This window comes from Rhodanobacter sp. KK11, from assembly GCF_033345435.1.
Taxonomy (GTDB): domain Bacteria; phylum Pseudomonadota; class Gammaproteobacteria; order Xanthomonadales; family Rhodanobacteraceae; genus Rhodanobacter.
On sequence record NZ_JAWPMI010000003.1, the window covers coordinates 317,758 to 335,633 of the forward strand.

At 66.4% G+C, this 17,876-nt stretch carries 27 protein-coding genes; 19 read left to right on the forward strand and 8 right to left on the reverse strand.

The genetic code is table 11. The features are described from left to right. The first annotated feature begins 26 nt into the window (after window positions 1-26). From folD to tadA, 4 genes are all read left to right on the forward strand, one after another. The gene (gene folD, locus R5H19_RS09370; RefSeq protein ID WP_318158724.1) at window positions 27-896 is read left to right on the forward strand and encodes a bifunctional methylenetetrahydrofolate dehydrogenase/methenyltetrahydrofolate cyclohydrolase FolD; all 870 of its coding nucleotides are present in this window, start codon (window positions 27-29) and stop codon (window positions 894-896) included. Between the two features lie 91 nt (window positions 897-987). After that, entirely contained in the window at window positions 988-2,445 is a 1,458-nt protein-coding gene (gene guaB, locus R5H19_RS09375) for an IMP dehydrogenase (protein WP_318158725.1), read from the forward strand. A 188-nt stretch (window positions 2,446-2,633) separates the two neighbouring features. Then, on the forward strand, window positions 2,634-4,211 hold the full coding sequence (gene guaA / locus R5H19_RS09380) for a glutamine-hydrolyzing GMP synthase (RefSeq protein WP_318158726.1): 1,578 nt from the start codon (window positions 2,634-2,636) through the stop codon (window positions 4,209-4,211). A gap of 78 nt (window positions 4,212-4,289) precedes the next feature. Further along, window positions 4,290-4,778, forward strand: a complete 489-nt coding sequence (gene tadA / locus R5H19_RS09385; RefSeq protein WP_318158727.1) for a tRNA adenosine(34) deaminase TadA — start codon at window positions 4,290-4,292, stop codon at window positions 4,776-4,778. A gap of 3 nt (window positions 4,779-4,781) precedes the next feature. Here the strand turns inward: tadA and R5H19_RS09390 are convergent, their stop codons facing one another. Both R5H19_RS09390 and R5H19_RS09395 read right to left on the reverse strand, forming a co-directional pair. Further along, window positions 4,782-5,066, reverse strand: coding sequence for a hypothetical protein (locus R5H19_RS09390; RefSeq protein ID WP_318158728.1), 285 nt, complete (start codon window positions 5,064-5,066; stop codon window positions 4,782-4,784). A gap of 89 nt (window positions 5,067-5,155) precedes the next feature. Next, window positions 5,156-5,323, reverse strand: a complete 168-nt coding sequence (locus R5H19_RS09395) for a hypothetical protein (RefSeq protein WP_318158729.1) — start codon at window positions 5,321-5,323, stop codon at window positions 5,156-5,158. 265 nt (window positions 5,324-5,588) lie between these two features. On the opposite strand from R5H19_RS09395, the gene R5H19_RS09400 reads away from it, so the two are divergent. The 3 genes from R5H19_RS09400 to R5H19_RS09410 all read left to right on the forward strand — a co-directional run bounded on the left by R5H19_RS09400 (window position 5,589) and on the right by R5H19_RS09410 (window position 7,566). Further along, window positions 5,589-5,759, forward strand: a complete 171-nt coding sequence (locus tag R5H19_RS09400; RefSeq protein WP_318158730.1) for a hypothetical protein — start codon at window positions 5,589-5,591, stop codon at window positions 5,757-5,759. A 332-nt stretch (window positions 5,760-6,091) separates the two neighbouring features. After that, the gene (locus R5H19_RS09405; RefSeq protein WP_318158731.1) at window positions 6,092-6,667 is read left to right on the forward strand and encodes a GNAT family N-acetyltransferase; all 576 of its coding nucleotides are present in this window, start codon (window positions 6,092-6,094) and stop codon (window positions 6,665-6,667) included. A 17-nt stretch (window positions 6,668-6,684) separates the two neighbouring features. Next, a complete protein-coding gene (locus tag R5H19_RS09410) occupies window positions 6,685-7,566 on the forward strand; it encodes a universal stress protein (protein WP_318158732.1) in 882 nt (293 codons plus the stop codon). A 218-nt stretch (window positions 7,567-7,784) separates the two neighbouring features. On the opposite strand, the gene R5H19_RS09415 is transcribed toward R5H19_RS09410, so the two are convergent. The 4 genes from R5H19_RS09415 to R5H19_RS09430 are packed head-to-tail and all read right to left on the reverse strand — an operon-like array spanning window position 7,785 to window position 9,529. Beyond that, entirely contained in the window at window positions 7,785-8,222 is a 438-nt protein-coding gene (locus tag R5H19_RS09415) for a universal stress protein (protein ID WP_318158733.1), read from the reverse strand. Window positions 8,223-8,247: 25 nt separating this feature from the next. Then, a complete protein-coding gene (locus R5H19_RS09420; RefSeq protein WP_318158734.1) occupies window positions 8,248-8,418 on the reverse strand; it encodes an SDR family oxidoreductase in 171 nt (56 codons plus the stop codon). 39 nt (window positions 8,419-8,457) lie between these two features. After that, window positions 8,458-9,294: a universal stress protein gene (locus R5H19_RS09425; protein ID WP_318158735.1), complete on the reverse strand. Its 837-nt coding sequence runs from the start codon at window positions 9,292-9,294 to the stop codon at window positions 8,458-8,460. Window positions 9,295-9,322: 28 nt separating this feature from the next. Then, on the reverse strand, window positions 9,323-9,529 hold the full coding sequence (locus tag R5H19_RS09430; RefSeq protein ID WP_318158736.1) for a dodecin family protein: 207 nt from the start codon (window positions 9,527-9,529) through the stop codon (window positions 9,323-9,325). 190 nt (window positions 9,530-9,719) lie between these two features. Here R5H19_RS09430 and R5H19_RS09435 point away from each other — a divergent pair, with 190 nt between their 5' ends. Then, on the forward strand, window positions 9,720-10,439 hold the full coding sequence (locus R5H19_RS09435) for a CBS domain-containing protein (protein WP_318158737.1): 720 nt from the start codon (window positions 9,720-9,722) through the stop codon (window positions 10,437-10,439). A 138-nt stretch (window positions 10,440-10,577) separates the two neighbouring features. Here R5H19_RS09435 and R5H19_RS09440 read toward each other — a convergent pair whose 3' ends face one another. Together R5H19_RS09440 and R5H19_RS09445 are read right to left on the reverse strand one after the other, a co-directional pair. Beyond that, window positions 10,578-10,937: a hypothetical protein gene (locus R5H19_RS09440; RefSeq protein WP_318158738.1), complete on the reverse strand. Its 360-nt coding sequence runs from the start codon at window positions 10,935-10,937 to the stop codon at window positions 10,578-10,580. A gap of 421 nt (window positions 10,938-11,358) precedes the next feature. After that, entirely contained in the window at window positions 11,359-11,712 is a 354-nt protein-coding gene (locus R5H19_RS09445) for a helix-turn-helix transcriptional regulator (protein WP_318158739.1), read from the reverse strand. Window positions 11,713-11,794: 82 nt separating this feature from the next. Here R5H19_RS09445 and R5H19_RS09450 point away from each other — a divergent pair, with 82 nt between their 5' ends. The 11 genes from R5H19_RS09450 (at window position 11,795) to R5H19_RS09500 (ending at window position 17,630) form a co-directional block, all read left to right on the forward strand. Then, window positions 11,795-11,998 (forward strand): hypothetical protein, encoded by a 204-nt coding sequence (locus tag R5H19_RS09450; protein WP_318158740.1) that lies wholly within the window; start codon window positions 11,795-11,797, stop codon window positions 11,996-11,998. Continuing rightward, window positions 11,998-12,132, forward strand: coding sequence for a hypothetical protein (locus R5H19_RS09455; protein WP_318158741.1), 135 nt, complete (start codon window positions 11,998-12,000; stop codon window positions 12,130-12,132). The genes R5H19_RS09450 and R5H19_RS09455 overlap by 1 nt, the downstream gene beginning before the upstream one ends. Continuing rightward, entirely contained in the window at window positions 12,129-12,314 is a 186-nt protein-coding gene (locus tag R5H19_RS09460) for a hypothetical protein (protein WP_318158742.1), read from the forward strand. The genes R5H19_RS09455 and R5H19_RS09460 overlap by 4 nt, the downstream gene beginning before the upstream one ends. Next, on the forward strand, window positions 12,311-12,565 hold the full coding sequence (locus R5H19_RS09465) for a hypothetical protein (RefSeq protein ID WP_318158743.1): 255 nt from the start codon (window positions 12,311-12,313) through the stop codon (window positions 12,563-12,565). Before R5H19_RS09460 ends, R5H19_RS09465 begins: the two co-directional genes overlap by 4 nt. 206 nt (window positions 12,566-12,771) lie before the next feature. Next, window positions 12,772-13,731 carry a replication initiation factor domain-containing protein gene (locus tag R5H19_RS09470; RefSeq protein WP_318158744.1) on the forward strand — a complete coding sequence of 320 codons (960 nt, stop codon included), beginning with the start codon at window positions 12,772-12,774 and terminating at the stop codon, window positions 13,729-13,731. Between the two features lie 225 nt (window positions 13,732-13,956). Continuing rightward, a complete protein-coding gene (locus R5H19_RS09475) occupies window positions 13,957-14,232 on the forward strand; it encodes a single-stranded DNA-binding protein (protein ID WP_318158746.1) in 276 nt (91 codons plus the stop codon). Between the two features lie 226 nt (window positions 14,233-14,458). After that, complete coding sequence (locus R5H19_RS09480; protein WP_318158747.1) at window positions 14,459-14,683, forward strand: hypothetical protein; 225 nt, start codon at window positions 14,459-14,461, stop codon at window positions 14,681-14,683. Window positions 14,684-15,160: 477 nt separating this feature from the next. Further along, window positions 15,161-16,036: a hypothetical protein gene (locus tag R5H19_RS09485; RefSeq protein WP_318158748.1), complete on the forward strand. Its 876-nt coding sequence runs from the start codon at window positions 15,161-15,163 to the stop codon at window positions 16,034-16,036. 3 nt (window positions 16,037-16,039) lie between these two features. Further along, the gene (locus R5H19_RS09490) at window positions 16,040-16,354 is read left to right on the forward strand and encodes a DUF2523 family protein (RefSeq protein ID WP_318158749.1); all 315 of its coding nucleotides are present in this window, start codon (window positions 16,040-16,042) and stop codon (window positions 16,352-16,354) included. Next, window positions 16,354-17,487 carry a zonular occludens toxin domain-containing protein gene (locus tag R5H19_RS09495; RefSeq protein ID WP_318158750.1) on the forward strand — a complete coding sequence of 378 codons (1,134 nt, stop codon included), beginning with the start codon at window positions 16,354-16,356 and terminating at the stop codon, window positions 17,485-17,487. Before R5H19_RS09490 ends, R5H19_RS09495 begins: the two co-directional genes overlap by 1 nt. Further along, window positions 17,487-17,630, forward strand: coding sequence for a hypothetical protein (locus R5H19_RS09500; protein ID WP_318158751.1), 144 nt, complete (start codon window positions 17,487-17,489; stop codon window positions 17,628-17,630). Before R5H19_RS09495 ends, R5H19_RS09500 begins: the two co-directional genes overlap by 1 nt. Window positions 17,631-17,876: the final 246 nt, after the last annotated feature.

Here is a 17,876-nt window from a genome sequence, read left to right on the forward strand (position 1 = left end):
GCGGACTTCGCAGCCAGGCACCGCCCATGAACGCACGCATCCTCGACGGCAAGCGCATCGCTCAGGAACTGCTGGAGCGCATCGGCCTGCGTGTCGCCGCACGGGTAGCGCAAGGGCTTCCCGCGCCGGGGCTGGCCGTGGTGCTGGTGGGCAGCGATGCGGCTTCGACGGTCTACGTACGCAACAAGCGCAAGGCCTGCCAGCAGGTGGGTTTCCACTCGTTCGGCTACGACCTGCCGGCCAGCACCACCCAGGAAGAACTGTTCGCCCTGATCGACCAGCTCAATGCCGACCCGGACGTACACGGCATCCTGGTGCAATCGCCGCTGCCTGAGCACATCGACGAAGATGCGCTGGTCGACCGCATCGACCCGAACAAGGACGTCGACGGCTTCCAGGCGATCAACGTGGGCCGGCTGGCCTTGCGCCGCTTCGGCCTGCGTCCGTGCACGCCGAAGGGCGTGATGACCCTGCTCGGCCACACCGATCGTCCGGTGCGTGGCCAGCACGCGGTGGTGATCGGCGTGTCAAACCACGTGGGCCGTCCGCTGCTGCTGGAGCTGCTGATCGCCGGCTGCACCACCACCTGCTGCCACAAATTTACCCGCGACCTGGAAAGCCACGTGCGCCAGGCTGACATCGTGATCGTCGCCGTGGGCAAGCCCGGGCTGGTGAAGGGCGAGTGGATCAAACCCGGTGCCGTGGTGATCGACGTGGGCATCAACCGGCTCGACGACGGTCGCCTGGTCGGCGACGTGGAATTCGCCCCGGCCGCCGAGCGCGCCAGCTGGATCACCCCGGTGCCCGGCGGCGTCGGCCCGATGACGGTGGCCACACTGATGGAGAACACGCTGGAGGCGGCGGAAGCGCGCATGCCGCCGCGCCGGGTCGCCTGATCCGGCATCGGTTGCCGCCGCATTCAGCCGCGCGTCTGGCGAGCATGCCGGCAGGGCGCGTATAATTCCCTTTTGCAGCGGGACTTTTCGCATGCGCATCCTCGCCGAGGCCCTGACCTACGACGACGTTTATCTCGTTCCGGGCCATTCCGTCGTACTCCCCCGCGACGTCGACACCTCCACCCGCTTGACCCGCAACCTGCGCCTGAACATCCCGATCGTATCGGCCGCGATGGACACGGTCACCGAGGCGCGACTCGCCATCACCATGGCGCAGCAGGGCGGCATCGGCATCATCCACAAGAACATGACCGCCGAGCAGCAGGCCGCCGAAGTGCGGCTGGTGAAGAAGTTCGAGGCCGGCGTGATCCGCAGCCCGATCACCGTGGGCCCGGACACCTCGATCCGCGAAGTGCTGCGGCTGACCCACGCGCACAACATCTCCGGCGTACCGGTGGTCGACGGCGGCAAGCTGGTCGGCATCGTCACCAGCCGCGACATGCGCTTCGAGCGCAAGCCCGAGGATCCGGTGCGCAACATCATGACCCGCCAGGACAAGCTGGTCACGGTGAAGGAAGGCGCCAGCCAGGACGAAGTGCTGCAGCTGCTGCACAGGCACCGCATCGAGAAGGTGCTGGTGGTCAACGACGACTTCCAGCTGCGCGGGCTGATCACCGTGAAGGACATCCAGAAGGCGCGCGACAACCCGCACGCCGCCAAGGACAGCCACGAGGCGCTGCTGGTCGGCGCCGCGGTCGGCGTGGGCGGCGACACCGAGCAGCGCGTGGCTGCGCTGGTCGACGCCGGCGTCGACGTGCTGGTGGTGGACACCGCGCACGGCCATTCGCAGGGCGTGATCGAACGCGCCGGCTGGGTCAAGAAGCACTACCCGCAGGTGCAGGTGATCGCCGGCAACATCGTCACCGGCGAGGCGGCGCGGGCGCTGCTCGACGCGGGCGTGGATGCGGTCAAGGTCGGCGTGGGTCCCGGTTCGATCTGCACCACCCGTGTGGTCGCCGGCGTCGGCGTGCCGCAGATCACCGCGATCGACCTGGTCGCCACCGCGCTGAAGGACGAGATCCCGCTGATCGCCGACGGCGGCATCCGCTATTCGGGCGACATCCCCAAGGCGCTGGCCGCCGGCGCCTCCAGCGTGATGCTCGGCTCGATGTTCGCCGGCACCGAGGAATCGCCGGGCGAGGTGGAACTGTTCCAGGGCCGCTCGTACAAGAGCTACCGCGGCATGGGCTCGATCGGCGCGATGCAGCTCGGCTCCAAGGACCGTTACTTCCAGGACGAGGCCGACGCCGACAAGCTGGTGCCCGAAGGCATCGAGGGCCGCGTGCCGTACCGCGGCCCGCTGCGCAACATCATCCACCAGCTGATCGGCGGCCTGCGCGCATCGATGGGTTATCTCGGTGCGGCCACCATCGAGGACGTGCGCAGCAAGGCGCAGTTCGTCAAGGTCACCTCCGCCGGCGTCACCGAAGCGCATCCGCACGACATCCAGATCACCAAGGAAGCGCCGAATTACCGCTTGAATTCCTGATCCGGACGGGGAGGGCAGCCACCATGATGCCCTCGCCGTCACCCCGGCGAAAGCCGGGATTCAGTGATTTGTGCCGGAAGCCTCGGAAGGCGCAGGGTCCCGGCTTCCGCCGGGATGACGAGCGTGGAGTTTTCGTCATCCGCAGCATCCGTTGGCCCCTCCTTCCCTGATACCTGCCCGAAGCAGCCATGACCAACATCCACAGCGAAAAGATCCTCATCCTCGACTTCGGCGCGCAGTACACCCAGCTGATCGCCCGCCGCGTGCGCGAGATCGGCGTGTACTGCGAGATCTGGGCCTGGGACCACGACCCGGCCGAGATCGCGGCATTTGCGCCGAAGGGCATCATCCTGTCCGGCGGCCCGGAATCGACCACGCTTGCGGGCGCGCCCAAGGCGCCACGGCAAGTGTTCGACTCGGGCCTGCCGATCCTCGGCATCTGCTACGGCATGCAGACCCTTGCCGCCCAGCTTGGCGGTGCCACGGAAGCGGCCGACGCCCGCGAATTCGGCCACGCCAGCGTGGACATCGTGGCGTCCAGTCGTCTATTCGACGGCCTCACCGATCATGCGGGCGAGCACAAGCTGGATGTGTGGATGAGCCACGGCGACCACGTATCGAAGGCGCCGCCTGGTTTCGTCGTTACCGGCCGCACCGAGCGCATTCCCGTCGCCGTGATGGAGAACGAGGACAAGCGCTGGTACGGCGTGCAGTTCCACCCGGAAGTGACGCATACCAAGCAGGGCGGGGCGCTGCTGAAGCGTTTCGTCACCGAGATCTGCGACTGCGCCACGCTGTGGACGGCGGCCAACATCATCGACGACCAGATTGCCCGCGTGCGCGCCCAGGTCGGCGACGACCACGTGCTGCTGGGCCTGTCCGGCGGCGTCGATTCCTCGGTGGTCGCCGCCTTGCTGCACCAGGCGATCGGCGACCGGCTGAGCTGCGTGTTCGTCGACACCGGCCTGCTGCGCTGGCAGGAAGGCGACCAGGTGATGACCACCATGGCCGAGCACATGGGTGTCAAGGTGATCCGCGTCAACGCCGCCGAACGCTACTTCAAGGCGCTGGAAGGCGTGTCTGACCCGGAGGCCAAACGCAAGATCATCGGCCGCCTGTTCGTGGAGATCTTCGACGAGGAGTCGGACAAGCTCATCGCCACCGGCGGCAAGGTGAAGTGGCTGGCGCAGGGCACCATCTACCCCGACGTGATCGAGTCGGCCGGCAGCAAGACCGGCAAGGCCCACGTCATCAAGAGCCACCACAACGTCGGCGGCCTGCCCGAGCACATGAAGCTCAAGCTGGTCGAACCGCTGCGCGAACTGTTCAAGGATGAGGTGCGCCGCATCGGCGTGGAGCTGGGCCTGCCACGCGAAATGGTCTACCGCCATCCGTTCCCGGGCCCGGGCCTGGGCGTGCGCATACTCGGCGAAGTGAAGGCCGAATACGCCGAGCTGCTGGCCCGCGCCGACGCCATCTTCATCGACGAGCTGCGCAAGGCCGGCCTGTACGACCGGACCAGCCAGGCGTTCGCGGTGTTCCTGCCGGTGAAGTCGGTGGGCGTGGTGGGTGATGCGCGCGCCTACGAATGGGTGATCGCACTGCGCGCGGTGGAAACCATCGACTTCATGACCGCGCACTGGGCGCACCTGCCGTACGAGTTTCTCGGCAAGGTTTCAAACAGAATTATCAATGAATTGCGTGGTGTTTCTCGCGTTGTTTATGACATCAGTGGAAAACCACCGGCCACGATCGAGTGGGAATAGCAGAATCAACCACTTGCGAACACAAGAGAGGGCCGGCAACTTGCCGACCTTCTCATATTGAATTCATAATTCATTGAAATGACTGATGAAATAAGCAAAACTTCCGGTACATTCTCAACTGCCGACGTGCAGTACATGCAGCGTGCGCTGCAGTTGGCGGCGCATGCCCGCGATGCCGAGAACGAAGTGCCGGTAGGGGCGGTGCTGGTGCAGGGCGGGGAGATCGTCGGGCTGGGCTGGAACCGCAACATCACCCTGCATGATCCGACCGCCCACGCCGAGATCATGGCCATGCGCGCCGCCGGCGAGCGGGTAGCCAACCATCGCCTGTCCGGTGCCACGTTGTACGTGACGCTGGAGCCGTGCTCGATGTGCGCCATGGCGATGATCCACGCCCGCCTGGGCCGGGTGGTCTACGCCGCCGCCGATCCCAAGACCGGCGCCGCCGGCAGCGTGTTCGACACGCTGGTCGACGTTCGCCACAACCACCGCATCGAAGTCGCCGGCGGCCTGCTGGCCGAGGAATCCGCCGGCATGCTGCGTGAGTTCTTTCGCGCCAGACGCTGAGCATCAGCCTCCGTCGTACGGGACATCGACCGTGGCCAAGGTACCCCCGGCAGGCGCATGGGCATCGCTGCCGACCAGTTGCAGACGCAGCCCCCACGGTGCCAAGAAATCCAGCACCATGCGGCCAGCCAGCGGGCCGGATGCCGCCCGATGCGGCAAACCGATGACGCTGACGCCGTCACGCTGCAGCCATTGCGCAGCGTGGAGCACATCGTCCGAAACAAACTGCAGCGGGGGAGTAGCCCGGTGCGGGGCGAACGAGGGGGCGCTGCCGCGATCGTCGAACAACTCGATGACCGAACCCGCACCGCAAGACACCAGGCGAGGCGCCGGCGGGTCGTCCGACGCGACTGTGGCTGTCGCGGATTCCGGACCGATCAGGCGGCATGCCAGGACGTCCCGGAAAAAGCCACGGCCTGCGCCAGATCCGGCACGCCAATCCGGGCGTAGTCGCCGCCATACAACGTGGCCGCTCGGACGCCCGACGGCGCGAGCGCACCCAGCCCGAGAGTGAGAAACAGCAGCGCAGGAAGTGATTTGCCCATGAATCGTGCAGCCGAATGCGTCTTGGGCAGCTACGTGGGCATCGGACATCTCCGGCAAAACCCCTGACTGGTGGCCAGCGAGTTTCCCTGCGCGAACGATCATTCCGTTGCGCACCGTTCCCATCCGGAAACGGAGCGATCACCCGCATGCCGTTTATCCGCCACGCCGGAACCCCGATCCTGTCGTCACGCATACAGGCCGGCGTGCGTTGCCTGATCCAGATCGTTCGGCCCGGTCCATCATTCCTCGTCGAGGTCCATCAGGATGAAACGCCATCTCCACCCTTTGTTGCAGCATCCGCGCAGCCGATTCGAAAACGCCCACGCGGCCCGTCGAGCCGCCATGCCGCGCAACACGGTCGCCGGCGGCAGCCTGCGACGAGAGGACGGCTACGATTGGCTGCGGCGGATCAAGCAGGGGCGCCCGACAGGGTGAATCGCCCGCGGTCCCGCAGGTACTGAGGGCCCTCGCAGCGCGCAGCGCCGCTCGAACCCTGCAGGCGACAGGCCGCCATCCGGACCGTCTGCTCATGGGCACCTCCGCGGCGGCCATCGTTTCCATGGTTCCGAGATGCCCGGGAAACCCTGGGTGATTCCGGCCGCTGGCTGCGCAGCCACCTGCGCCTGCCCCTGTGCTCCTCGCGCATCGAGGGCCGCGCACACTTCAGTTGACAGGCGTCAAGTCGGCAGGCGCGCCAGCGGCATACACAGGAAGACACCGGATGCATCGCGCCGAGGACGGCATCCCCCGATCATCAGGACCACTCCATGACAAGCCACACGTCGCCGCAGCCTGCCGAGGGCGTATTCGGCAACTTCCCCCAACTCCTCGCAGGCACCCACTGGATCGACTGCCTGCTCGACGGCACGCCCGTGCTGATCCGCCCCCTGCGCGCCGAGGACCGCGAGCAGGAGGAGGACTTCATCCGGCGCCTGTCGCCCACCGCGCGCCGATACCGCTTCCTGGGCGATTTCCGCGAAGCCAGCCCGACCCTGATCGACCAGTTGATGGATGTCGATTTCCCGCGCCGGGTGGCGTTCGTGGCGCTGCTGCACGACAACGGCAAGCTGCGCGAGATCGGCGTGAGCCGCTTCGCCGCCACCACCGACGACAAGCAATGCGAATGCGCGGTGACCGTGGCCGACAACTGGCAGCACCGCGGCCTCGGCGTGCTGTTGATGCGGCACCTGATCGACGTGGCGCGGAGCAATGGCTACAAGCGCATGATCTCGCTCGACGATGCAACCAACCAGCCGATGCGGGAGCTGGCCGGCTTCCTGGGCTTCCGCCGGGAGCACGCTCCCGACGATCCCGCGCGGGTAATCCACGTGCTGGACCTGTGAACGGGACGGAGCCCGCCATGGTCCCGCGCACGCATCCGCCCGGCGAGGTGCGTTTTCCCGCCGCCACGCCGCGCGAGGGATGCCAGGCTCCTTCCGACATCCTTGCGCTGGTTACGTCGACTGGCCCCTGGAGCCGCTCGGTCGCGACCGCATTCGCGCTCGCCGGCCCATGGGGCAGCCACGTCACCGGGTGCTTCATCGACCCGGCCCTGCTCGCGTTGCGCGGTGTCGACGAAGAGCCTTCGGTACTGTCGCTGCAGCTGGAACTGCCGCGGGAAGCGGAAGAGGGCGCCGCGGCATTCGAAGAACTGGCGCGCCGCCGCGGCGTGCGCAGCGTGGCCTGGATGAGCGCGCATACCGGGCTGGCGCGCACGATGCACCAGTTGGGCGCCTGGCACGACCTGCTCGTGCTGGAGCGCGACATCGCGCAGGGCGACGGCAGCGACGACCTGCTCGGCGAAGCCTTGCTCGGTTGCCGCAAGCCCTGCCTGTTGTTGCCGCACGGGGACGAACCGCAGGCGTTCGCGCGGGTGATGCTCGCCTGGAACGGAAGCCTGGAGGCCACGCGCGCGATCCATGCCTCGCTGCCGTGCCTGGCACGCGCAAGGGAAGTGGTCGTGGTGGATGGCGCGCCACCGCCGGAGGACGACGGCGGGCCCGTGCCGTGCTTCCATCCGATCGAGTACCTGGCATACCACGGCATCGTGGCCCGGCGGCGAAGCCTCCACGCGCCCGTGCACGAGACCGGCGACGCACTGCTGCATGAAGCGCAGCGGATGGACTCGGACCTGCTGGTGATGGGTGCTTATGGGCATTCACGGCTGCGCGAGCGGGTACTGGGAAGCGCCACGCGGCGGATCCTGCAGCAGGCGACCTTGCCGGTGCTGATGCAGCATTGAACGAAGGATGGATGCCCGGCCTTCCGTTCCGGCCACGGATGGCTGACCGCCGATCAAGCACGCGGTTGGCCGGCTCACGGGAGCGCGTGCGGCAGATCCGGCGGGAGCGGATACGGCCGCGGAATGCGCCCATCGCGCAGGCATCCGCGCGAATCCCCCGATGGCGGAACCGGTGCCCGCCTGGCGGCGCCGTGGATCAGGCGTGCACTACGGTCGGCTCAATGGCACACCATCACCGGGACGGAGCTGGTCAGCAGCACCTTGTGCGTTTCGCTGCCCAGCAACAGCCTGGAGAGGCCGCGCCAGCCGTGCGACGCCATCACGATCAGGTCGCATCGGCGCTGCTGCGCCTCCTGCACGATCCACTCGCTGGGCGTGTCGCCGACGACGTGGTTGCCATCGCATGGCACGCCGGCTTTCCTCGCCAGGTCGCGCACGTCGGCGAGGTTGCGCTCGGCGCGCAACACGGCGCTCTCCATGTAGGAGGCCTGGGTGTCCGCGATCATCTCCGCCATGTAGGTGAAGGTGTGGAAGGGCGGGATCACGTACAGCGCGTGGACACTGGCGCCGCACGACCTGGCCAGCTCGATGCCGAGCTTCACGCCGTGCAGGGACAGCTCGGAGCCGTCGGTCGGAAGCAGGATGTGCTTGAACATGGGTGACTCCCCTTTGACATGGTGGTTACCGGCAGCTGTAGCCGCCGTCGATCATCAGTTCGCTGCCGGTGACGAACTTCGTTTCGCCCGAAGCCGGACAGACCACGCTCCGGGCGATGTCGTCCGCTTCGCCCGTGTAGCCAGGCGGGCGCAGCGCCGCCGGTGACCAGTGCGAGTTGCCGTCGAGCCTGCCCATGCGATGCCTCCCGTCCGGTGAAGAAGATGTCGATGACACTCAATGGCACAACAGCACCGGCAGCGCGGCATGCGCGAGGACGTGCCGCGTCACTCCGCCGAGCACCCATTCGCGAAAGCGGGTGTGGCCGTAGGCGCCCATCACCAGCAGACCCGCGCCGATTTCGCCGGCGGCGCCGAGCACGGCGGTGCCGACGTCGCCCTCGCTGCCGCCTTTGATCGCCCGGCTTTCCGCCGTCATGCCATGGCGGAGCAGGTACCCGGCCAGCTCGAAAGGCGGCAGCCAGGCGGTCATCCTGGACGGCGGCCGCTGTTCGCCCTGCAGGATCACGATGCGGCGTGCGCCTTGCAGCAGCGGCAGGGCGGCGTGGGCGGCACGCATTGCCTCGGTCGAGCCGTTCCAGGCGATCGCCACGGTATCCAGCGCGGGCGCCCGCACGGACGCCTGTTCCGGCACGACGATGCACGGCAGGCCGCCGGCGCCCAGGACGATGTTGCCCACCGACGACAGCGACCCCCAAGTCGCGTGGTCCGAGCGCTCGACCACCAGCAGGTCATGCCAGCTTCCGGCGAGGGCGAGTGCTTCGGGCACGTAGCCTTCGGCGACCTGCCAGGACGACTTGCGCTGGCCGAATTGCAGCACATGGGCCTCGAAGGCCGCGGCGGACGCGAAGGCCTCCCGCTCCAGGTCGAGCGTCGCGTCCAGCAGTTCGGCGAACAGCTCCGGCTCCTCGAAGGAAGGCAGCGCCGCCATGGGGGAGGCGCACACCCAGATGCCGGTCAGGTGCGCATCGAAGGCGCCGGCGAGGCGCGCGGCATACTCGACGCCGCCGCCCCAGCGCTTGAAACTTTCCGAGAACACCAGGACGTCACGCATCGGGGCGACTCCGCAAAAGGCCGGGCGTTCAATCCACGATGAAGGTCACGCGCAGGCAGACGCGCCACTCGGTGACGTCGCCGTTCGCCGACGTGCGCACCTTGATGTCGCTGACCCACGCCCCCTGGATCTTGTCGATGGTGGTGGCGACCTTGTGCAGCCCGGACTGCACGGCATCCTCGATGTTCTTGCCTGAAGCGGCGTTGATCTCGACGGTCTTGGCGATGGCACTCATGGGATGTCCCTCCGGCATGTGGCTGGGTCGGCCTGCCGCGCGGACCCGTATCCCGGCGCGGCAGCCATCGCCAACGTAGGCGAGCCCGACCGCCGGCTTGTTGATATTCATCAAGGGATGCCCGGGTGAGCGCGGGCAGCATGCATCGGGCCGGGCGCCGGCACCGTCGCGCCGCCAGCGGGAGTCCGCCATGAAAGTCCGCCAAGCGATGTCCACGCGGGTCGTCACCGTCACGCCGGAGACCACGCTCGGCGACGCCATGCGTACCATGCTGCGCGAACACATCAGCGGCCTGCCGGTGGTGGATGCGCGCGGTGCGCTGGCCGGCATGCTGACCGAGGGCGACCTGATGCGCCGCGCCGAGACGGGTACCGAGCGCGGGCGTCCGGCCTGGCTGGGTTTCCTGCTGGGCCCCGGCCGGGCGGCCAGGGATTTCACCGCCTCGCACGCGCGCCGCGTCGGCGAGGTGATGACCCGCGAGGTGGTCACCGTTGCGGCCGGCGCCCCGCTGGCCGAAGCGGTCCGGTTGATGGAGCGGCATCGCGTCAAGCGCCTGCCGGTGCCCGGCGAGCGGGGGCTGGAGGGTATCCTCAGCCGCGCCGACCTGCTGCGGGCGTTCCTCTCGGCGACGCCGGAGGAGGCGCCGCCGGACCTCTCCGACGCGGCCATTGCCCGCCGCCTTGCCCGCGAACTGGAGACGCAGGCATGGACGCCGCGGGAGAGCGTGCACGCGGAAGTGCACGGCGGCGTGGTGACCCTGCGCGGCATTCTGATCGACGACGCCGTGCGCGATGCGCTGCGGGTGCTGGCCGAGAACATGGCGGGCGTGCTGCGCGTGGATGACCGCCTCACCACCGTGGAGCCGATGACCGGCATGGTGGTGCGCCTGCCGGGCGAAGCGGGGCATTGAAGCGCACGCGCGGTGGCCCGCCAATGCCACGGGCGGCCCCGGTTCCGGCCAACGGGGAAAGACGGGCGGCGGCCTGCCGAGGCAGCAGGCCGGATCGAAACCCTGCGCGTGGCCGCTCCCCGGCCAGGCGACCCGCCGCTAGGGATTGTCGATGCCGAACCGGTCGACGAATTCCGCGGAGGCGCCCCTCAGCATGGCGGTACTCGCCGTGAAGACGCGAATGCGCTGGGCCGCGGCGCCGTCGGCTACGGCCACCTCGATATGGCTGACGGCATGATCGGCACCGTCGCCGTTGAACCGGGCAGGGGACAGCGGCACCTCCTCCACCTGCGCCACGCCGTCCATGGCATGAAGCATGTTCATGAGCGTTTCGGCACGGGTTTCGTCGTCGACGATGCGGATTCTCATGGTGTGCATGGCTGCTTCGATCGCTGTGCAGCGCGTCGCGCTGCGGCAGGCAACCTCGTCGAGGACGACGTCGCACGAAACCTGCCTCAACTGGCCTCCGGCCGGCGGACGTAACGCCCGGACGTCCTGGCGTTCGGCCGTGGGCGCTGCCAGGACACGGCGTGCAGCGGATTGAGCCGGGTACCGTCAACGCCCAGGCGACCATGGTTCCGCGAGGCGAGCCAGGCCATTGAGATCGCCGATACCCATTGGCGCGTCGAACGCAGGCTGTACAACCGCCCGGACAGTGCACCGACAGCCGGGCGGCGAAGCCAGCACGTGCGCTCCAGGCACGAGGGTGCCTTCCTGCCCGCCGAGCGGTCGCCCGCCGTGGCGCAGCGACGATCCGGCCCGGCGCCATGGGCTCACGTGTGGCGCAACGCCTCGATCGGGTTCAGCAACGACGTGTTGCGCGCGGGGTAGTCGCCGAAGAAGCAGCAACAGCGGCACAGCATCACGTTATTCTTAAATTTTACATAATATACAGAGTGCCCGGATTACGCGCAGCGGAATTCGCCCCTGCGTGTGTCGGCGCAACGCCGACCGCGATCAGGACTGCGGCGGCGATTTGAGCCAGTCGAAGCCATACCTTGCGCACCGCTGGCGAGCGGGCGCGTTCTGCCTCGATGAGTGGCAACCAGTGGGCGAGCGGTTCACCGAGCGCGTTACACATCTTCTCGACGCTGTCCGCTTCCGGGTGGCCTAGCTCCTTGCGCCACCTGGACACTGCAGCGCGCGTCACGCCTAGACGGAGCGCCGCTGCGTTGTCGGACGGCAGCGAGCACACTTTCTTGTATTTGTCAAGCAAATTAATCGAAGCGTTCATGTCACCGACCTATTGACGTGGTTGTCAACGGGGACTATACATGCTCCGGCGTCACGGGGTCCGTGACACAACAGGGGCTCACATGAACGATCCAACCACTGCCGGCCAACTCGATCTACCGCTGGTTGACCGCGATTTCATTGTCTTGATGGCCAAGGATTGCGAGCATCGTGCCGCTCGCGCTCTGGCCTTCCGCGACGTTCGCGACTACGAGACCTCCGTGCTCTACGAGATTGCTGCCGAGCGCGCTTCTCGAATCGCCTTCGATGTTGCGGGCGCCCGGTGATGTTCTGCCTCGGCCGCGACACCTTCCTGTACTCCTTCACGTATGCCGGCGGGCAGCTGCTCATCGGCATTTTGCTGGGCGCGATCTGCACGGTGTTGATCGCCGAGCTCGTCGCCTTGTTGCGTACTCGATGAGCGCCCGTCTTCTCCCTGCGGACTTCGTTCCGCCCGAAGCGCCCGACCCGTATGAGGTTGAGGCCAATCTCTCGCCTGCCGTCCGCCGTGATGTGCGCCTGACCCGGATCGCTGCCTACGAGGGCACGCGCTGGGCGGAGTACATCCCCGGCGAGCGCGTCTGTCTGGAGTTCGACGCATGAGTCCGTCTTTCAACACCCTGCACCCGCTGTCGGCGGTTGCTGATGTGTGCCAGCTGTCCGCGATCACGGTCCCGCAGTTCTCCGAGGCCATGGTGCAGGTGCTATGGGCGTTCGCCCTGGGCGGCGTGGTGACTGTGTTCTTCGGCGGTGCGCTGAGTCACTTCTTCTTCGTCTACCTGCTGCGGCTGCTGCCCAGCTGGTGCCGCTTCGACCGGGCGCTGTCTCGGCTTTTCCGGAGGGCCGGCCGATGAAGTGCCTCTCCGAGCCGTTCCCCGGCGCCTACGCGCTCGCTCAACCGTTTTCCCCGACCCTCCCGCCCCTCGCGCTGCCACCCCCTGGGCGGCGCGTGGGGAGGGCCGGGGGATTTTCACCGGCCGCACCGGGGAAACCCGCCGCTGCGGTCTGTCCCGTTGGTAACACGGGACAGAATGTTCAGGATCACCGCGAACCAAAGGCTTTGATCGACTACTGCACGGCCGTATTCCAGGTCTGCAACGTCGGGGAATTTTCCGATGGTTCGGGGGTTTTCACCGATGCCGGTATCCGGCAGTTCGTGGATACCGTGTATCCAGGCGCTGGCTTCGTCGTCGGCCCCGTTGTCGAAAAATTCGTTAACTATTGCCCTTGGTCGGCCCGCATTCTCGGCCCGGACGGTGAGCCGGCGGGGCACTTTTGCATCAGCGGCGATTCCAGCCGCGTGATGATAGACCTCACCGGCGCCGGTTGCCGCTGGGTGTCGGACTGGTCCGCCGTGGCGGACGTGCTGGCCAGCTATGGCGCGCGTCTGTCGCACGTTGACTGTGCCGTTGACGACTACGACGGCAGCGTCGTCAACCTGGCGCAGCTCAAGGCGATGGCCGAGTCTGGCAGGTTCAAGAACGACGGCGCAGGTGCGCCGCCTACCGCTTCGTTCCATGACGACATGGGAAGCAATCGCGGTTGCTCCCTGTACGTCGGCCAGCGCGGTCACAAGCAGCTGAACTGCTACGAGAAGGGCAAGCAGCTGGGCGACCCGGATAGCGACTATGTGCGCGTCGAGGTCCGCCTTTACGGTAAGCATCTCAAGGGAAAGACCTTGCCCTATGACGTGCTGACCCGGCCAATGGCCTACGTGACCGGCGCCTACGACGTGCTGGCCGAACTGTTCGCCGGCACGGATACCAGCCGCCCCAAGACGGTGAAAGCGGCCGTCGATGCGACGGCGGAAGGCGCTATCGAGTGGTTCAGCGAGTCCGCTGGGCCATTGCTCAATGTCGTGGTGGCGGCGTTCGGGGATCGCGCAATGGAGTTCCTCATGGAACGGGTCGCGCGCGATCAAGTGCCTCGGCGCTTTCGTGGCCTGGGGGCCGGCGCCGATCTTCCCCGCCTCTTTCGTGATGCGTTCGTGCCGCCGGAGGTCGGCGGCGCGGCTCTTTGACTCCCGCCCCGAGCGCAGCGAGTGGCAAGTAGCGGGAGTGACTTTGATCTGCCTCTCCGATTCGCTCAGAGGAGGGGATGCCTTTTCGCTCTTGCGAAAGGGATGTGTAAGGCCCGAAGGGTTCCCTCGGGAATGCAACGCAAGTGGAACCTGTAGCAGCCCGGTCCCCGCAGGGGATTCGCCCGCACTGAATAGACGTCCAGACGGCTAAACGAGGAAAAGCAAATGACCATCACCATCCAGATCGAAAACGAAAATGTCCGCGTGAAGAAGGGTGTTTCCGGCCGCACCGGCAAGCCCTACGAAATCCGCGAGCAGGCGGCAATCGTGCACGGCGTCGGGCGGTTTCCGCTCGAAACGTCGCTAACGCTGCCCGACACCGTGGACGGCTACAAGGCCGGCCATTACGAGGTGACCACGCCGTTGACGGTCGGCCGCTTCGGCCTGGACGTCTCGCGCGACCTCGGGCTCGTGCCGATCAAGCAGAAGGCGGCGGCGTAATGCCCTGGCTGTACTGCGCGCCGGAAGCGATAGACGCGGCCACGCAGCAGTGCAGCGCGCCGCAGTGGATCGATTTTCCCAGTCTGTTGCCGCCCCTGACTGTGGACGAGGGCCTTCGCATTTCCGCCGCCGTGGCGGGGTGCTGGGCGCTCGGGTACACGTGGCGGCTCATCCGTTCGGCCATGAGCGGTCGCGCTGTGTGACCGCGCAAACTCGGAGGTTTCACATGTTCAAGTTCATCAAGACCCGCGCTTCGGCGCTGTTCCTCGCCCTGGCCGCGTTCGTGGCCGCTCCCGCCGCCTTCGCGCAGACCAGCGACCTCGGCACCACCGTCAGCACGGCGATCGAGGCGGTGAATCCGCAGATCACCCAGGTGATCGGCGCGATGGCTGGCGCGCTCATGCTGATCGTGGCGTGGGTGCTGCTGAAGAAGGCATTCAGCGGTCGCTGACCGCTGAACGCAACACCGGGGGCGGGCGACCGCCCCCGTTTTTTCGGGCAGAAAGGGGCAGGGCATGGCCGGGTATTTCGTGATTATCGCAGTGCTGGGGGCGCTATGGCTCGCATTCACGGACTGACCGCGTTTGTCGTGGTGCTGCTGGCGAGTTTGTTCCTGCCGCAGCGTGCTGTTGCGTCGTCTTGCGGCGCGTCATATGAGACTAGCGACGAGGCTTTGAGCGCGTGTAATGCTGTCCTGAATAACGGCGGCTGGTCGGGTGGTTATTCGTGCCGTCAAGGCGTTAATAATTACAACATCTATGATGGTTATCACCAAGGCCCGATTTTCTCGTATTGTTCAGCATCCCCGCCGCCCTGTACGGATTTACCTCTGAAAACGTTCCAGGGTGGATTATCGTCTGTGTGCGTTTCTGGGTGCAGTTATGCGCCAGCGCCCGATCTGGGCGGAACGTCTCATCAGCGAATCAACATGGATGGTTCTATTTCCGAAGTGTTCGGCGGCACCTACAAAGCGACGGGCGCTGAGTGCAGTGGCGGCCCGAACGCTAACCCGCCCGTGACTGACCCCACGCCCGAGCGCAAGCTGTGCGGCGGCGGTAGCTGCCACGACGTTGCCGCCGGCAAGTTCTGCGCGGTCAACGGGGCGGGGGTGCAGGTGTGCGTCAGCGACAAGCCTCCGCCGTCCGGCGCGTGCATTACGGGCGGCGACACCACGCTTTGCGCGGGCAACCCGCCGCCACTGCCGCCGAACCCGCCCATCATCGACCCGGTGAGCCAGATTGCCGGGCAGGATCGCTACGCCGACACGTCGGGCGGCGTGACCGTCAACAACACGGTCAACAACTACAACACGTCCGGTCAGTCGCCGCAGAACGGGGCAGGGCCGGACGACTCGAAAGACCCTGCATCGTCATCGTCCAGCCCCGGCCCTGCCGACAACACGCGGGCCAGCGGCGGACGGGACTGCGGCTCGCCGCCGGTCTGCGAGGGGTCACAGGCCACGTGCATGGTTGTCACGCAAACGTATCTGCTGCGCTGCCCGCCGGGCGGCCAGCAGGCGGGGCCGGGCGAAAGCGACGGCGATACGACCGTCCCCGGCCTGGACGGCATCGGCGAGGGACCGGGCGAGGGCTTCATTCGGACGGAAACCGTGCTGGACAAGCTCGACACCAGCGGCTTCGGTGGCGGCGGGCAGTGCCCGGCGCTGCTGGTGCTGGACTTGCCGCAGTGGAATATTCACCTGGACGGGCAGGACCCGTTGTGGTGCAGCATTTTGGAGAAAATCGGCTACATGCTGATGTTCGTCGCTGCCTTCATTTCCCTGCGCATTCTCTCGGAGAAATAAGCCATGTTCGATAGCATCAAGGGCTGGCTCTGGCTTCATGGGAAAATGCTGATCGGGATATTCATCAGCACGCTTTTGCTGAAATCCGGCGGCATCATCGGGAAGATTTTCGGCACGCTTGGACTGGCGTTTATCACGTATAAATACGTGATGCCGGAGGTCAAGGGTTATCTTATGGGCTACGTCTCGGCGTTGGGCGCCGACGTGTATAACCTGATTATCTACGTGCAGGCCGACAAGGCCATGATTATGATCTTGAGCGCGGGTGCAACCAAGCTCGCAAGCAATCTCATGCTTGGCAAGGCGGGGGCAAGTTAATGGCACAGATCGAGTTGATTACTGCGAAACCGGGTGCAGGTAAATCGTTGCTGGCGATTACCAAGGGCTTGGCTTTTCTCAAAGAGGGGCGCACGGTCTACGCCGCCGGCTTCAAGGAACTGGATTACGAGGCGACGGGGTTTCTTCCGTTGCCCACGCCGCTGGAGGCGTTCGATAAGTCGAACGTTGACGACAACGGCCTTATTAAGCCTGACTGGATGCTGCTTGAAAACTCGGTCATTATCTACGACGAGTGCTACTCGGTTATTCCGAGTCGTGCAGCGGGTCGGCCGGTGCCGGTGCACATCGCGGCCCTGGCCCGCCATCGGCACTACAACATAGATTTCATCCTTGTCACGCAGAAGCATGACCAGATCGACAGCTTCGTGCGAGGCCTCGTCGGCCAGCATATTCACGTTCGTCGCAAGTTTGGCTTGAACGGCGCGGTGCTGAAAACGTGGGACCATTTCGAGCTGAACGCCGAGAAGGCGAAGCCTGATTCGTCGCCGTACTGGAAGTACCCCAAGCAGAATTTCAGGCTGTACAAGAGCGCAACCGCGCATAGCGTGAAGCGGAAGCTTCCGTGGTACGTGTGGGCGCCGATCCCTCTGCTGCTGCTGATCGGCGGCCTGGTGTGGAACGTCGTGCACACGTTCGGCGGGAAAGCAGCGGCGCCCGCGACTGCCGCGTCAGCGGCGGGCGCGGGCGTTGCGGCTTCTTCGCGCGACGCTGACGACGATCTACGCCGGCGCGACTATGCAAAGTGGCTGCAGCCGCGTGTGACTGGCCAGCCCTGGACGGCGCCGGCGTGGGACCAGCTGCAGCCGCAGGGGGTGCCTGACTTGTACTGCATCGCCGTCGACGACGGCCGCTGCGAGTGCCGCACCGAGCAGGGCACGCAGTATCACGTCGAGGCCGGCGTGTGCCGCACCATTGCCCGCGAGGGGGTCTACAACCCGTTTCGCAAGCCCATGGTTGACCAGCGGCCGATGCCGCGCGAGCCGGAGCGGCAGCGCGAGCCGGCGCAGCCTGTGCAGGTGCAAGCGCAAGCCGTCGGCTACTGGCCGAAGTCGCAGATCCCGCAGGAGTATTCGCCTCCTGAACACACCATCGTGACCCGTGGGAGCATGTGATGCCTGTCGTCGTGACGCTGATCGTCGAGAGCCTGGGCGGCGTGCTGGGTTGGCTGCTCGCGGTGCTGGGGTCGATGGGTGCCGTTCGGGTGCTGCTGCTGTCGTGGCGGCTTATCCGGGCGATCCGGGCTGCCCGCTCTTAAGGGGCCGCAGGCCCGAGCGCGGGAGCGCGTCTCTAAGGCCGGCCGCGTTCTTCGATCGAGGAAGTGTTAACCATCCCGGCCGCACTTTCCTCATCGGTCGGCTTTCCCCGTACCGCTTCCCGCCGAACCCGCTCTTTCTTCAACCAGGGCGCGGTAGTCGTCGGCAAGTGCGTCAGCACTTGTCGAACACCTGTGGAGATAGGTCATTCAGGGCGCGGCGCGCTCTTGATCTGTGGTCAGCCCGGA